Here is a 15,758-nt window from a genome sequence, read left to right as displayed (position 1 = left end):
CACTCCATCAAGTCCGCTCGACTTGCATGTATTAGGCACGCCGCCAGCGTTCGTCCTGAGCCAGGATCAAACTCTCCGTTAAAGTTAAGTTTGAACTGCTCATATCTTTTGACGAGGTATTGCTACCCCATTCACAAACGTTGCTCGTTGTTCAGTTTTCAAAGAACAATTTCAGTCTGTAACCAATCTCTTAGTTACTTTCTTTTTCTCACCGCTTTGTCAGCGGCGACTCTTATAATATATCATGTTTGCCTTTTGGAGTCAAGCACTTTTTTTAAATCTTTTTTTCAACCTTTCGAATGATTGCTTTGTTCAGCTTTCGTTCGAAGTGCTTCTCTCGAAGAGGCGAGTATTAATGTATCATACATCTCAGGCCGAAGTCAACACTTATTTCAAAAAAGTTAAAACGCTGCATGAACAGCCATGCAGCGACCTGTCTTAATCTCTATTGCATTGCTGTTAACCAACCCACTCATATGCACGCGTACTTCCTAGTTTGCCGTACGGACTGGCATGGTCAATCAATTGTTCCTTTACACAACCACGGTGTGCGAGCTTGCTTAATAGTGCAGGCATATATCCAGCCATCCACTTGAATTCGTGATGTTGCATAATATCTGATATAGGTACTGGCCCTTTCGCCTGCTTCAGCCAGTTCAATAACGGGGCACAGCATTCCGCACTCTTCGTTGCCAGTGAGAACTCACAGGCAAGCATGGCAAGCTCAATTCGTTGCGATACGGTTTCTGAGCTCGTCGTAAATTCCTCATACATTTTATAGACACCTAGATTTAATCTCTTTACTTGCTGCCAGAGTGCTTGTCTTGGCATTTCCCCTTGCTCCATAATCGCAAGTGAAGCCAAATGATAAAATGCAAAATCCACGCATCGATAGGCATCAAGCATATATTCCAGCTTGCGTAAATGCTTCGCTTGATTACATGCCTCCAGGAACAGCGCATATGTCTTCATATACTGCATTTGATTCGGCGTCTTCTCTTCCTGAATCAACTGCTCCTGCCATAATGCCAGCATCCCATCGCGATCCACTCGAATATTGCCACGCCCGAAAAATGGAAGCAGTGATCTTGCCTCATCCGAAACGCTCCATTCCTCCCACCTGTCTGGGTGAATGCATATCCAGCGCGCAACAGAGCTGTCGTCAGCCGACACTTCCATCGACTCATAAGGATGAGACGGACACTCTTCATCAACAACCAGCACATAGCGATCCCATTCAATATATTGGTGCATATCAGCATCCAATTGGTTGCGCTCCAATATATAAAGACCGCTAACTGTAGCTGCACCAATTAATTGATCAATGGAGTTATCCAATACATGTTTCATTCTCGACCCCACGCTTTTTTGGCTTTCTTTTACATCAAATGATAGTTTATAATTCTACATAGAAACTCTCTTTCCTTCTTCCTTCGAAAACATTTTCAATCTTGAAATGGAGAGGCTGCGATGAAACAACGTCTTTTTAAAACGAGTAAAATCAATGAATTTCGCTTGTGGGGACTTGTACTTACTTTAGCTGGAATGGGAATGATGGTGCTTGGTACATCCGGCATCCTCATGTGGGGCACACAAGGACGTGTCTTCGCTGGAGTGTTCATGGTTCTGGGAATGATTCTGCTTTTAGGAAGCGTTGCAATCTACTTTTGGGCCGGAATGCTGTCGACCAGTGCAGTAGTGCTAGAGTGCCCAGAGTGTGCAAGGCAAACCAAAATTCTTGGAAAAACTGATCGTTGCATGTTCTGCAGAACCATACTGACACTTGATCCTAATAAAGCTACTGCAGAAAGTGGAGCTGTAGAAAGCAACGCAGAGCAAGACAAGAAAAATGATATTACAATATCATAGCGATGGAAGCATGCTTGAAAAGAGATTTCCTGCAAGAAAACTCGTTGAACCCTACAACAGCATGAATATACATCTCTGATTTCACGAGCTCGCTCCTAGTGAGTGAACAAATCAATTTCTAGCAATAAGAAAGACCCTCTCTCTCTATTCAGAAAGATAGGGTCTTTTATTTCATTTCAATCATTGTAAAATTCTAATTATGAGTTCCGATATTTCAGTACATTCCATATTCCGTCATCCGCGAAGCTCCGGGCCCATACTGCTACTCCGCCAAGTTTGAGACGTTCCGCCAACTGAATCCGGGACTGAATGGAATGCTTGTCTTCAATCCATATTTTCTGAGTCAATCCTTCTTCCTCGTACTCGATGTAGTGTTGACCAGTGCTCTCTGAAAATAAAGGCTTTAACTTACGTTCCTGAATCAAATCTTGAACTTTTTGCATACCAACTGCTTTAGAGGATACCTTTACTTCTCCTCCTTCTGCCTTTTCCGTCCATATGCGTGTATACAACGGCATCCCGAGCACAAGCTTCTCCGAAGGCACATTGTCTTCGTCCATAATTCGCTTCATCGCATTTTCCACCCACGGCAAGGATGCGACAGAACCTGCCGTCGGACTGGTCGCCCAATGCTCATCATAGGCCATAACCATCATGAAATCGACTGAACGGGCAAGTTGTTCACGATCTAGAAATTGAGACCATCTGTCGCTCCCTGACTTGGCCGTTACATCAATGGATACAACAAGGCCTTTCGCATGCAAACGAGGAGTAAGCTCTCGGACAAACTGCGTTAATTTATCGCGATCTTCTACATTTACATTCTCATAGTCAATATTGATGCCATCTACACTGTATTTATCCGCCAACTTAACCAACTGCTCGATCGTTCGATTTCGCTTGTCAAAGGTCGCGAGCGAAGCAGTCGTTCGATCTGGATCAAAGCTGTTGCTATATAATGCCCATACCTGTTTGTCATTCTGATGGGCCCATTGTACAAGGCGAGGTTCTGCCTTTTCATCTACATTTCCCTCATTATCAGCCAAACTGAACCATGTCGGGCTAATAACATTCGTTCCAGGCATGGAAGGCAACTTAGCAGGATCCGGGTTGCGCGAATAAACAGCTTCCCAAGCCAAACTTACAGGCCGCTTCTCCTTCACGAACTTCGGTACGGGCGCCGGAGAAGCCAGCGGAACTGTGATCCTTTCCTTACGTTGAATCTCATCTTTCGCTGCGTAACCGATGTTGCCGCCTTCTGCCTCAACTCGGAGCCATTCCCCTTCCTCTTTCCAAATGGTTACCTTCGTTCCGCCCGCAAGTTTTTCTACAATCGCAGCTTGGTTATCCGGGCTTTGCCGCAAAACTATTTCCTTATCCTCCTGTTGCTGTGCAACGATACCAAGCTGAAGAGATTGACCCGGTGTACTAATCTGAACTGCACCATTTGTGTCGTATTGCTTAGCATTTAAACCGTATATGTCTTGTAAAGCGGTCATCGGAACATATATTTCACCGCCAATTCGTTCAGCGGCAGCCGACCATTTCTTTTCTTGACCATTCAAACTTCCAGTAGAACTTCCAAGCGGCAAAGAGGCAACATCCTTCGAACTTGTCATAATCACCGCATCGGAACTCTCCTCATATACAACAGGGAGCTTATCAGACAAAGCCTGAACGGGGATAAGCAGTTGCTTTCCTTTCCCCTTCGTTCCATATCCACTCCAAGTACCGTCCCATATTAATGGCTGTTCTACGCGAGACATTTCAGAATCAGCCATATTATAACCCGGGAGCCAATCCCTGATGCCATCCCAGCCCTTCCATATGCTTGCACCTAAAATAGCCAAGCCAATTATGATAAAGAGACAACCGCCTCCCCTACCTTTTTTGCGCTTCCTTCTGCCTCCTTGTGAAGCGCGGTAATGCGGGGCGCCTCTCCCCATCCCATTGTTTCTCATCTAAAGTCACTCCCACTCTAAGACTGCATACATGTATTCATTTCAAATAAAAAAGCGCGCTAGCATTAATTTGCCGCGCGCATTTACATTTGTGCATTATATTGAATATCGACCATCATTTATTGCTCCTTAGCCGATTCCGCACAGGATTGACATACACCATAAACTTCCATCCGATGTCCCCGTACGATAAACCCAGTTGCCTCCGAAGCCGATTTCTCCACCGATTCCATTAATTCTGGAATGGCGAAATCAACAATCTTGCCGCACCGCTCGCAAATGGCATGATAGTGATCCGTTACGTTGGCATCAAATCGGCTAGAACTGTCCCCATATGTCAATTCACGAACGAGCCCCGCTTCAATAAACAGCTTCAAGTTATTGTATACGGTAGCAACGCTCATACTCGGAAAATCCGGTTCGAGTGCTCGATATATTTCATCTGCTGTCGGATGATTCATCGCATCCATCAGGTAAGCCAATATCGCATGTCTCTGTGGCGTGATGCGTACTCCGGACATTTTCAGATGCCCTAATGCATGTTGAACCCGCGTTTTCATCTTGTCCACCGCCTTCTACGCTCACATTAGTTCTATACGGGTTACCCAATCAAATCGTAGATTGTAACGATTCTCAGAAAATAATTTCTATATGTCCATTGTACGTGGAAGTTTTTTATTTTGTCAATCCTTAATACGACGCGCTGTTACCGTTTTTGTATGCTTATGTCACCATTTGTGTCCAAATTTACTTGATACATGGCATTTCCTATTGTACCCTCTACTTTATTCTTTACAATTCGGAATGGCAAATCCGAATCCACATTGATGTCGCCAAAGCTATTTGTCGCGTGAATCGCAATATCTGCCCATTCTGGAATGCCGATGGTCGTATCACCTGCCATGTTCTGTAATTTCCAATTTCCACCGATATCCTGAGACTCGATAAGCATGTCTCCACTTAAGGTTTCAGCCTGTACGGCACCTGCCGATTCATGAATGTCAATGTCTCCAGATTTCGTTTCCGCCGTTGTCTTTCCACGAACGTCATATATGGTAATATCCCCATGCATAGTTGATGCTTTGGCATCTCCATGGATATTTTGTACAAACAGATTACCATTCATCGTCTCTCCCTGAACTGATCCTTCGATGTTAAGCAGCTTAACGTCTCCATTATTGCTTCTTGCCACCGATTCGGCCTTCATATCATGGATAGCAATGTCGCCGTTACTGGCTTTCACATCCGTCGACCATGCGAGATGAAGCGGAATGGTGATGATCATGTCAATCTTGATTCGTTGCTGTGAACCTGCGTATTTCGCGCCATCTGCCGATATTGTCACCATGTGATTTTCAGAATTATCCGTAATGTTCACTCCAGATTGATGAGCCAACGATTGTGCAGTATCTCTATCTACCCCGATCGCAATCGCGCTCAGCTCTACATCAATCTTCTGCACATTTCCTGTTTGAACCGTTACCGATCCGTTGTCATTGCGCACAACCAGCTTTGACACCGATTCAGGAATGAGGTGCTCGACTTTAGGAAGCTGGATTGCCATTCCCTTATCACCAGTCATCTCCTTCATCATCGAGAAGTCAAATTGGATGCTCCTTACCCAGTCGCGGAAAAGGGATGGTTGAGCAATCATAAATACGGATACTGCGACGAACACCGAAACAAATATGCCTAAAAAATCTAAACGGAGCCGTCTAGTATCTCCTTTTTTACTATGATACACGCCAGTCCATATATACTCGATGCCCCAAATAATAAATATCAAGGGCCACCATGTCAGTAACAATTGTAAGGTATGGAATCCAAACAACTGATCGCACAGCAACATAATTCCGACAGTGACAAGAAGCAATGATGCAGTTATTCTTCCTACCTTAACCACTGAAGACCATCTCCTCCTGTTGTCCGTCAGCGTCTCTTGCGTGATTCCTTAATAAGCAAAAAGATACCGCCGCCAATGAGGAGCGCAGCTCCCGCATAGGATCCCGCATACGTAAAGAACCATCGTAGCCAGACTGGATCAACGGTTAGCAGTAGCATTGCAACACCGCAAAACAAAAGAAGCAGCCCTAAGAGCGGCCCCTGTCGCACTGGCTCAAATCCCCCATACATCGCTTGATGATTTACTCGTTCCGTATACTGCAGCGCATCAAACAGATTGAAGAAGTAGATAACTGGGAGCATTAATCCAAGCAACACAACAAGCGGCACATTAACCTTAGCATCTATAGCTGTAAAGTATACAATCGCTACGATATCCAACGCCAGCATCATCATAATAAGCAGCCCGCGCTGCATTAATCCCAAGTAAAAGTGACCCGCTCCAGGGAAGATAAAGGATAGAAACAAGGAAACAAATTTACTTTTCTTCGGAGGCATCGTTCCATACATCGGATGCGGCGGGGGCGGTACAGGCGCTCCCGGGCCTGGGGAAAACCCACGATGATCCTCATGAGCGCGAGACATGCGGCCTCTACGTTCGAGCTGCTCCAGACGCTTACGAAGGAATTGTTCATCCTGTTCTTTATTTGTTGCTTGCTCCTTTGTCGTATACTCCCTGTCTATTTCTCTATTCAAATCATGAAACGGTTCGTCGTTTCGTTCAGCCACGTTATCCCCTCCTTACATAGCCCCTATTCCAGCACGTTCTTGCCATGCTCGCTTAAACAACATTTTAGCGCGATATAATCTTGTTTCAACCGTTCGAACCGGCATTTCCAACACCTGTGCAATTTCTGCATAGCTTCGCTGCCGCATATGGTACAGCTCCATCACCATGCGATACTTTTCAGGCAGTGCTCGAAGTGCGCGCCGCACTTCTTCACATCTTTCTTTCTTGATGATAAGTTCATCTGGCATGTCTGTAACGTCATGAAGTTGGATGGACGCAATATGATACGGTTCTAGTCGTTCTACATGGCTTTCCTTGCGTTTTTTGCGCAATATATCAATCATTTGATTCTTCGTAAGCCGATAAAGCCATGTCGTGAATTTCGAATCTCCACGGAATGAATGAATATGGCGATAAGCCTTCACGAATACATCTTGTGCGATGTCCTCTGCTAAATAGCGGTCTTGTACCGTCTGACAAATACACGTTATCACAAACGGACGGTATCTTTCCACTAAAATACGCATCGCTTCCTCATTACCTTGCTGTACTTGACTCACGATAAGTTCATCCGAAAATTGCGTTAACTTACGATACACCATAATCTCTTCCCTTCTCCACTCAGCAACATTCTTGCGTGAATTTGCTTTGCCGTACGAAATAAGCTTACGTTTATTGTACGTTGGAAAGAGAAATGAAAGAAACCTTCCCGAGTCTAGGAAGGTTTCACCGACTTTAGTCTAGGATGACTTTGGACTTATTCCATAGTAACCGTCCGGACACCGTTTATTCGTTCAAGCTGCCCAACAAATAAAAACATGTCAAACTGCTTCGGAATACCGAGAATAAGATGTAATTCTGCCCGCTTTCCTGTCATCGGATCATCGGGTTGGTTCAATAACCGTTAGAACGTCATCTTCTTCACGATAACATCATGTGATTCCATGAACACATGGAGCTCATGAAGAAACTCAGAAGTAGAGTCCGCATCCAGAGTCAAAACGCGAATACGCTTCCCACTGAAAAATCGCTGTTCCACCTTATTAAACCCAAACAAAATAACAATAACAAGGATCGTCGTTACCACAGCCGCGTATTGAAAGCCAGCACCTACAGCCAATCCAATCGCCGCAACAACCCATAACGAAGCAGCCGTTGTAAGGCCTGCGATTGACTTGCCTGTAAAAATAATCGTTCCTGCGCCAAGAAAACCAATCCTGTAATAACCGCAGTGGCAAGACGAGCAGGATCTACACGTACATTTCCTTCATATACGAAGCTTGAAAATCCATAAATAGACAACAGCATAATCAGTGCAGAACCAATACAAACCAAAATAGGTGTACGCAGCCCCGCCGGGTGATTCGCCTGTTCCCTTTCCAATCCAATCAAGCTACCGAGAAGCATCGCAAGCAGTAATCGGAGGGTCAACGAAAAGTCATCAATTACCCACGGACTCGTTGCAGGTATCTCCGCGAGCAATTCCATATGAACCCTACCCCTTTCTTTCCAAATGGCGAAGCCACACGCCTGGTGCAATTTCTTCGTCGCGCACATATTGAAAACCTTCGCGCTCATACAACGTCAATGCAGGTATATTGCGAACTCCTGTTGCAATTCGGTGCGTATGCACGTCCGGCATATGCAGCACATGGCTTAATAGACCAGCTCCAATACCTCTACGAAAATAGTCCGGTCGTACCATAAGCCTGCATATATCCATAACGACCGGTCCGATCATCTCAATAGATACGGCTCCAGCCAACTGCTGCCCCTCCCACCAGCCAAAAAATATTTCACTAGTTCTGCGCAGATCGTCTACCGTTTCTAACAAGGGCGGTATCTTGTCAAAACCGATCATATCCGCTTCTATTCGATATGCGGCCTGTTGCAGATTCCACAGTTGATCCAAGGTTGCATCATCACTCATTTGCAGCTGACGTATCACGAACATCCCCACCTTATCGGAATCACACATTACAATCCTTATGAAAATCATATAAAGCTACAAGAAAAGCGGAGATTCACTCCGCTTTTCTGCATTGCTCTGTATTTTCTAATGCTTTCCGCATTCCTTTTCTAAATTCGGTGCCAGATTCGATTGAATATCTTACAGCTCGCCCAAGCATTGAACCAGTAATTGATTTACAAGACCAGGGTTAGCCTTCCCCTTCGTTTCCTTCATGACTTGTCCCACGAGGAAGCCAATCGCCTTCTGCTTGCCCGCACGGTAATCCTCAACTGATTGCGGGTTGCTCGCAATTACTTGCTCAACGACAGTCTTAATTGCACCTTCATCGCTAATCTGTACAAGCCCCTTCTCTTCAACAATAGCTTGAGGAGCCTTTCCAGTCTCCAGCATCTCCTTGAAGACGGTCTTAGCGATTTTGGAACTGATCGTGCCCTTTTCAATCAAGCCGATCATTTCGCCCAAGCCCTGACCGGTAACTTTTGAAGCATCCGCTTCAAGGCCATTCGCGTTCAAGTACCCGAGTAGGTCGCCCATAATCCAGTTTGCTACTGCTTTCGCGTCCTTCGTATATTGAAGGCTCTCCTCGAACAAATCAGCCAGCTTCTTCGATGCCGTAATAACTTCTGCATCGTAGCTTGTTAAGCCATATTCGCTCGTATAACGAGCCTTGCGCGCATCCGGCAATTCCGGAATGGATTGACGTACACGTTCTCTCCACTCCTCATCGATAATAAGTGTGACCAGATCAGGATCCGGGAAGTAGCGATAATCGTGGGCTTCTTCCTTACTGCGCATCGTAAGTGTACGTCCCTGCGCTTCGTCCCAGCGGCGTGTCTCTTGTACCACTTTGCCGCCATCATCGAGGATATCCGCTTGACGCTCTTCTTCATATTCAAGACCGCGCTGAACGCCGCGGAAGGAGTTCATATTTTTCAGTTCCGCCTTGGTGCCCAGTTCTTTCTGACCAATCGGGCGTAAGCTGATGTTCGCATCGCAACGCAGAGAGCCTTCCTCCATCTTCACGTCAGATACGTCACAATATTGCATAATCGCCTTCAGCTTTTCTAAATATGCCTTCGCTTCTTCTGGTGAATGAAGCTCAGGTTCAGATACGATCTCTACGAGCGGTGTGCCTACACGGTTGAAATCAACGAGGGAAGCATAGCCGCCATCAACGTGAGTCAGCTTGCCTGCATCTTCTTCCAAGTGCAGTCGGTTAATGCCGATCCGCTTCGTTTCCCCGTTCACTTCAATATCTATCCAGCCATTTTGACCGATCGGTTGATCATATTGAGAAATTTGATATGCTTTCGGGGAGTCAGGATAGAAATAATTTTTCCGATCGAACTTGCTAATCGGCGCAATTTCGCAGTTCAACGCCATAGCAGCCTTCATTGCATATTCGACCGCTTGGCGGTTCAACACCGGCAATACACCGGGATGACCTAAGCAAATCGGACAAGTATGGGTATTAGGCGGAGCTCCGAATTCGGTGGAGCAGCCACAAAAGATTTTCGAGTTGGTGTGCAGCTCAACGTGCACTTCCAAGCCGATGACCGTTTCATATTTCGTACTTGGCATGTCGTAAGCCTCCTCAATTACAACTGCGGACGCAGCTTATGGAACTCCGTGCGTTGTTCGAACGCATGGGCCGCCCGAAGCACTGTAGCTTCGTCGAACGCCTTACCAATCAACTGCAAACCGACAGGCATTCCATCAGCAAGCCCACACGGGATACTAATTGCTGGAACGCCAGCCAAGCTGACCGGGATCGTCAATATATCATTCAAGTACATTGCTAGTGGATCATTAATTTGCTCACCGATGCGGAACGCCGTAGTCGGTGCTGTAGGTCCAAGCAAAATATCGAACTTGTTAAACGCTTCGTCAAAGTCGCGCTTAATCAAGGTGCGGACTTTTTGCGCCTTCAAGTAATAGGCATCATAATAGCCGGAGCTGAGTGCATAAGTGCCCAGCATAATGCGGCGCTTCACTTCCTGTCCGAATCCTTCACTGCGGGAACGATGGTATAGATCAAGCAGATTGTCAGGGTTGTCCGCGCGTACTCCATAGCGAACACCGTCAAAACGAGCCAGGTTGGACGAAGCCTCCGAGGAAGCAAGCAGGTAGTAAGTCGCCACCGCGTATTCGGTATGCGGCATCGATACTTCTTCCCAAGTTGCTCCCATATCCTCAAATACTTTCAAGGCAGCAAGTACCGCTTCCTTCACCTTCGGATCGACGCCTTGTCCAATATATTCAGAAGGCACTCCAATTCGCAGACCTGCCACATTTCCTGTCAACTGGCCCGCATAATCTGGGATATCTACCTCCGCTGAAGTCGAGTCCATCTTGTCATAGCCAGCAATCGCTTGGAGCACTAGGGCTGCATCTTCTACGTTTCTCGTAATTGGACCGATTTGATCCAATGAGGATGCGAAAGCAACCAAACCAAAGCGAGATACGAGGCCATATGTCGGCTTCAAGCCAACAACGCCACAATAGGATGCCGGCTGGCGAATCGAACCGCCTGTATCAGAACCTAATGAAAATGCAACTTGTCCCGCAGCTACGGAAGCGGCAGAACCACCGCTGGAACCGCCCGGAACACGTTCCAAATCCCAAGGGTTGCGTGTCGTACGATAAGCAGAATTCTCATTCGAACCGCCCATTGCAAATTCGTCCATGTTCAGCTTACCGATTGTAATTGCTCCCGCTTCCTTCAGCTTGCGGGATACTGTTCCGTCATACACGGGTACAAAGTTATCAAGGAACTTACTTGCACAGGTTGTGCGAATTCCCTCTGTTACGATATTGTCCTTCACCCCTGCAGGGATACCGGCCAAGAAGCCGAGCTCTTCCCCTGCTGCGATGCGCTTGTCGATTGCAGCCGCCTCGGTACGGGCACCTTCATTCATCGTAAGAAATGCTTGCACCTGCTCGTCCGTGCTGGCAATGCGTCGGAATGACGCGTCCACCAATTCAGAGACGGAGAGCTTGCGCTCCAATATTGCTTGTCTTGCTTCCGTTAATGACATCTCAAGTGGCGTCAATGCGGGCATCCTCCTTTATTTCGCTTATTCCAGAACGGCCGGTACTTTGAATTGTCCTTCTTCTTCCTCCGGCGCGTTAGCCATTACCTTTTCTATCGGCAGCGAAGGACGCGCTTCATCCTCACGCATGACATTCCGAATCGGCAGAACATGGGTCGTCGGTGTAACGTCATCCGTATTTAACTCATTTAATTTTTCTGCATATTTTAGAATCGCGTTCAGTTGTTCCGTGTAACGCTCTTTCTCTTCATTGCTCAAGTCGAGTCTTGCCAACTTAGCAACGTGCTCGACGTCTTTTGCGTGAATGCTCATCGGCAGCCAGTTCCTCCTTGCGCCATCATGGCCAAATTCATCCCCTTATTATAGCTTAGAAGCGTAATCAACTCAACGCGTCATTCTACATAAGGACGGTGTAATCTTCACTTCAATCCAAAATGCAAAAAAACACCGAAGCACCGGAATATCCGGTGATCGGTGTCTTCTTTAAATCCAAGCTCTTAAATTCACTTGGCGAATGAACTCTTCTTGTGACATTGCGCCGTCCTGTTCGCTCTCTTCACTCTCAGGTTCTGCGCCTCCGTTCATAATTCGACGGAATAACGATTCATTATGAGTCGCCAGTGCATAATCGATAAGTGCTTCCCGTTCGATGCGGTCCGCTTCCTGCTGCAGCAGCCGTTCCTCTTGATCGACGTCGGATGCTGGCACAAAAAAGTTGCGGTTTGCTCTCGGAACTCGGATGACATAGTCGAATGCGTTGTCTGCATTGCGGTCATAGGCAATAATATAGCCGTATTCCCCGATAGGCAAATGTTGTTCGAAACGGTCGGCAACAATGACTACTTTCTCTCCCAAAGGCAGCATTGTCCATGCCTCCCATCCGTTAGATGTAGTTTATATGGTACTAGAATTTATGGCTCCTGTAAATGTATACGTACGAGTATATCAATTGGTCACAAAAGCAGTCTCTATAATTACTTACGGCTATAGCTTCAAATCTGACCCTCGCTTGTGCCTATGCATACGAAGAAATGATCCGCAATCCTTCTTCAGCTGTCGTTAACGTTTCATATCCATCTGCAGTAATCAGGTATGTATTCTCAATTCCTACTACACCACGACCTGGAAAGGTGAATTTGGGCTCGATCGCGATAACCATTCCTTCTTGCAGCGGCTGCTTAAATCCGCGAGCAAGAACAGGCCATTCATCAATTTCCATGCCAATGCCATGTCCGAGAAATTTAACTTGATCCTCGCCATATCCCATAAAGTGATCTTGCAGCCCGAACGATTCCGCCATTGCAAGTGCGTCTACATACAGCGACTCGCACACCGTACCCGGCTTCAATCGCTTCTCCGTCGCACGCAATATCGCTTCCGACGCGTCGTATGCGCGCTGCAGTTCCTCCTCCAGTTGGCCCATGACGAGTGTGCGTGTCTGATCAATAACGTATCCGTCGATGCAGCACCCGATATCAACAAGAACAGGCTCATTCACTTCTATTGACTTCCGACTGGAACCTTGCGGACTCGCAGGCGTCAGCCCAAGCCCACCAGCTGGTCCATCGAAATAGGAAGGCTCTGCAGCTGCACTTCCCGAGGCCACCATCCCCGTAACAAGCTCCTGATTATAGCCATGCATCCGAATTAAACCAACATGCCCTTTAAGCCGGAATTCACGTTCAATATACGCAATGAGCTCCAGCTCTGTCATGCCTGGTCGAATATAATCTGCTGCGGCATCAAGCACTTGATGGGCCGCTGAGGCTGCCGTCCGAATGCGATCCAGCTCATAGGCGGATTTAAGCATTCTCAGCTCGCGGAACAGGGTAGAGCCATCCGTCCAACTCGTTCCAGGAATGACCGCCTTCAATCGTTCATACTGCTGAACAGGCAGCACATCGAACTCTGTTGCAATGACGACAGATCCTTCCCCTTGGAACAACGCTTCATAGTAAGATCGGATCGTCTCACCAAGCTGACGGAATGAACCAAGCGGAGCTGTGCGAATGATCGACTCCTTTTGCGCGCGCGGATAGCTGCGCTTCACGAAATAGACGGCTTCGCCGCATTTTGGCACAAGTACATAGCCGGTCTGCATCGAGCCTGTTAAGTAATATATATCCAGGTTGTGTGTAACTAAGTACAAATCGATCCCTGCAATCTCCATCTTGTGCTGAAGACGGGCAATTCGACCATGGTGCTCTGCTTTGATTATTTCATCCTTTGACTGTTCGGTATTCATAGGCTGTCTCCTCCCTATGTTACGTGATTATGCTTCACTTGCACAGATTGTGTTCCGTTTTGTGAAAAGGGACTGTCCAGAACCGTATGCAGACAGCCCATCGATGCTGTGTGCCTTCCTTCCTGAGCATACCATGAATAAGAAGAAGCTAGCAAAATTGAAACCTCTTCTTTTCAGCAAGCCAAAAAAGATAAAGAAAAAAAGCATTAAGCACCCTTGTATATCAGGAATACTTAACGCTTTTTTACTAGCCCATCAATACTTGTTTCTGCTTTTTAAACTTTGCAACAGAACCGAGAATGATAAACTGAATCACCTTTCTCTCTTAACTTAGAGTACAGTTTAATGTACTACTTGTACAAGGAATTTTATATACAAAATTATGTCGCGCGATATGATAGCTCTTATCTAGACCATAGAAATTATTCCACATATGCTTTAACTCTTCTTCTCGATATTGATTTAGTGCTTTGCTTGCTTCATCATTTTTTCTTTTTTCATTTTTTTTCGAAATAAACTGTTGAAAATCCAAAGAATTTGCTATTGTTTCCGCACGAAAAACGATTTGCTCTACAAACTCTACTGCAGTTTGACCAAATACATCATCTAATAACCCTATAGATTTTGCAGTTGCAGTACTAATTGGCAAGCATTTCTCTGTTAATTCGTACGCTTTCTTGTCCCCTACACGTTTTGGAAGAAGATATGTCCAATACTCTGATCCAAATAAACCACCCATTTTTTTATAATGAGGATTTAAAACCACACCATCTCGAGCATATATATAATCAGCTGCAAGTGCTAAAATTACTCCACCAGCTCCAGCGTTTCCTTGTAGAGCTGATATAACCAGTTTAGAGTTCATAGATATAATCTCCAAAATTAAATCATTCATAGCATTAATGTTTCTCCATGATTCATCCGCAGGGTTTTCACTGTGCTCAATCGTATTTAAATGAATACCATTTGACCAAAAATCATGTCCTCCCATTAATACAAGTACAGTTATCTCTCTTTTTTTTATATCAATCAACGTTTCTTGCAGACGTATACATTGTTCTGTACTCATCGCTCCATTATAGAAATTGAAATATAAATATCCCACTTTATTTTTTTCTTCATAAAAAATCTCTCTATATGAGTCTCCTGTATATATTTCAAAAGGCGTTAAAGAATACTCTGGTATATGATCTAACTTATTCTTTAACGCGAGTGCAGCAGGAATTTTAAAATATCCCTTAGGTTTCAAATGTGTGATCCAGATTGCTCCATCACCGGTAGCACGACAAATCGCCCCATCACGTTTTCCAATAATTTCACCCGGTGCTCCTCTGAGTTTACTTTCTTTGTGAGCCCCATACAAATAGTATTCTTCTTCAAAAATTGTATCAAGAACTCCCGGGTTACTGTCTGCTGCACAAATCTTTTTAAAAATCACTTCTGTAGAATCATTCCAATCAATCTTCCGATGTATTTGTTTCATTGTAATATGGAGCCGCCCTTTTACTTCTGAATTTTCATAATTAAGGGGGATAGGAGAAAATCGATTACTCTGAAATTTCTTTATTACATCTAATAAACATTTTACCCCTGCTTGTGTAACTTCGTGGCGATATAATGCACTCTTCGTTTTACTGCTCATCACAAAATTGTCTGTAGACCATATATCCCCTGCATCCATCTCATGATTTGCTTGTAGGAAAGTGACACCCCACTCCGGCAGATTATTAGTGATTGCCCAATCTAATGAAGAAGGGCCGCGATCTCCCACAATCCCTGGATGAACAATGATACACACGTAATTTTTCCAAATTTCTTCTGGAATTGCTGTTTTTAAAAACGGGCATATAATTAAATCTGGATTCTGATTTTGAACAGTTTTAATCATGTCACATTTAGTTGTTGTAATGTGAATTTCCACCTTGTAACCTCGATCTGTTAGTTCTACAAACATTCTTTGACTCATGCTATTATGAGCAGTTGTGATAAATAAAATTTTCATACCTGCTTATTCCCTTCGTATAAT

Annotated in this window: 14 protein-coding genes, 1 rRNA gene and 1 pseudogene; 1 reads left to right on the top strand and 15 read right to left on the bottom strand. The window is 45.3% G+C overall.

Annotation, left to right across the window (positions count from 1 at the left end; all coding sequences use genetic code 11):
• A 16S ribosomal RNA gene (locus tag ACQ5BJ_RS23830) occupies window positions 1-82 on the bottom strand; the annotation flags it as partial.
• A 377-nt stretch (window positions 83-459) separates the two neighbouring features.
• On the bottom strand, window positions 460-1,350 hold the full coding sequence (locus ACQ5BJ_RS23825) for a hypothetical protein (RefSeq protein ID WP_005551222.1): 891 nt from the start codon (window positions 1,348-1,350) through the stop codon (window positions 460-462).
• A 120-nt stretch (window positions 1,351-1,470) separates the two neighbouring features.
• Between ACQ5BJ_RS23825 and ACQ5BJ_RS23820 the strand changes: the two genes are divergently transcribed.
• A complete protein-coding gene (locus ACQ5BJ_RS23820; protein WP_005551223.1) occupies window positions 1,471-1,869 on the top strand; it encodes a DUF2614 family zinc ribbon-containing protein in 399 nt (132 codons plus the stop codon).
• A gap of 197 nt (window positions 1,870-2,066) precedes the next feature.
• On the opposite strand, the gene ACQ5BJ_RS23815 is transcribed toward ACQ5BJ_RS23820, so the two are convergent.
• From ACQ5BJ_RS23815 to ACQ5BJ_RS23755, 13 genes and pseudogenes are all read right to left on the bottom strand, one after another.
• Window positions 2,067-3,830, bottom strand: coding sequence for a glycosyl hydrolase family 18 protein (locus ACQ5BJ_RS23815; protein ID WP_430112668.1), 1,764 nt, complete (start codon window positions 3,828-3,830; stop codon window positions 2,067-2,069).
• Window positions 3,831-3,949: 119 nt separating this feature from the next.
• Entirely contained in the window at window positions 3,950-4,390 is a 441-nt protein-coding gene (perR, locus tag ACQ5BJ_RS23810) for a peroxide-responsive transcriptional repressor PerR (protein WP_005551225.1), read from the bottom strand.
• Between the two features lie 146 nt (window positions 4,391-4,536).
• A complete protein-coding gene (locus ACQ5BJ_RS23805) occupies window positions 4,537-5,733 on the bottom strand; it encodes a DUF4097 family beta strand repeat-containing protein (RefSeq protein WP_268620041.1) in 1,197 nt (398 codons plus the stop codon).
• Between the two features lie 26 nt (window positions 5,734-5,759).
• Window positions 5,760-6,461 (bottom strand): DUF6677 family protein, encoded by a 702-nt coding sequence (locus ACQ5BJ_RS23800; RefSeq protein ID WP_005551227.1) that lies wholly within the window; start codon window positions 6,459-6,461, stop codon window positions 5,760-5,762.
• 12 nt (window positions 6,462-6,473) lie between these two features.
• On the bottom strand, window positions 6,474-7,064 hold the full coding sequence (locus ACQ5BJ_RS23795; protein ID WP_171415415.1) for an RNA polymerase sigma factor: 591 nt from the start codon (window positions 7,062-7,064) through the stop codon (window positions 6,474-6,476).
• Between the two features lie 418 nt (window positions 7,065-7,482).
• Window positions 7,483-7,950: pseudogene (locus tag ACQ5BJ_RS23790) on the bottom strand (MgtC/SapB family protein); the annotation flags it as partial.
• Between the two features lie 7 nt (window positions 7,951-7,957).
• Entirely contained in the window at window positions 7,958-8,416 is a 459-nt protein-coding gene (locus ACQ5BJ_RS23785; RefSeq protein WP_157267304.1) for a GNAT family N-acetyltransferase, read from the bottom strand.
• A 156-nt stretch (window positions 8,417-8,572) separates the two neighbouring features.
• Window positions 8,573-10,015 (bottom strand): Asp-tRNA(Asn)/Glu-tRNA(Gln) amidotransferase subunit GatB, encoded by a 1,443-nt coding sequence (gene gatB, locus ACQ5BJ_RS23780; RefSeq protein WP_005551233.1) that lies wholly within the window; start codon window positions 10,013-10,015, stop codon window positions 8,573-8,575.
• A gap of 17 nt (window positions 10,016-10,032) precedes the next feature.
• Window positions 10,033-11,472, bottom strand: coding sequence for an Asp-tRNA(Asn)/Glu-tRNA(Gln) amidotransferase subunit GatA (gene gatA / locus ACQ5BJ_RS23775; protein ID WP_157267316.1), 1,440 nt, complete (start codon window positions 11,470-11,472; stop codon window positions 10,033-10,035).
• A 39-nt stretch (window positions 11,473-11,511) separates the two neighbouring features.
• Complete coding sequence (gene gatC, locus ACQ5BJ_RS23770; protein ID WP_005551236.1) at window positions 11,512-11,799, bottom strand: Asp-tRNA(Asn)/Glu-tRNA(Gln) amidotransferase subunit GatC; 288 nt, start codon at window positions 11,797-11,799, stop codon at window positions 11,512-11,514.
• 171 nt (window positions 11,800-11,970) lie between these two features.
• Complete coding sequence (locus tag ACQ5BJ_RS23765) at window positions 11,971-12,351, bottom strand: hypothetical protein (RefSeq protein WP_005551237.1); 381 nt, start codon at window positions 12,349-12,351, stop codon at window positions 11,971-11,973.
• A 151-nt stretch (window positions 12,352-12,502) separates the two neighbouring features.
• Window positions 12,503-13,732, bottom strand: coding sequence for a M24 family metallopeptidase (locus ACQ5BJ_RS23760; RefSeq protein ID WP_268620043.1), 1,230 nt, complete (start codon window positions 13,730-13,732; stop codon window positions 12,503-12,505).
• 325 nt (window positions 13,733-14,057) lie between these two features.
• On the bottom strand, window positions 14,058-15,734 hold the full coding sequence (locus ACQ5BJ_RS23755; RefSeq protein WP_430112664.1) for a hydrogenase maturation protein: 1,677 nt from the start codon (window positions 15,732-15,734) through the stop codon (window positions 14,058-14,060).
• Window positions 15,735-15,758 lie beyond the last annotated feature (24 nt).

Source organism: Paenibacillus sp. B1-35 (assembly GCF_050474385.1).
GTDB classification, from domain to species: domain Bacteria; phylum Bacillota; class Bacilli; order Paenibacillales; family Paenibacillaceae; genus Paenibacillus_B; species Paenibacillus_B alvei.
The sequence above is the reverse complement of the archived record's forward strand: the minus strand, read 5'-3'. Positions and strand labels throughout refer to the sequence as shown.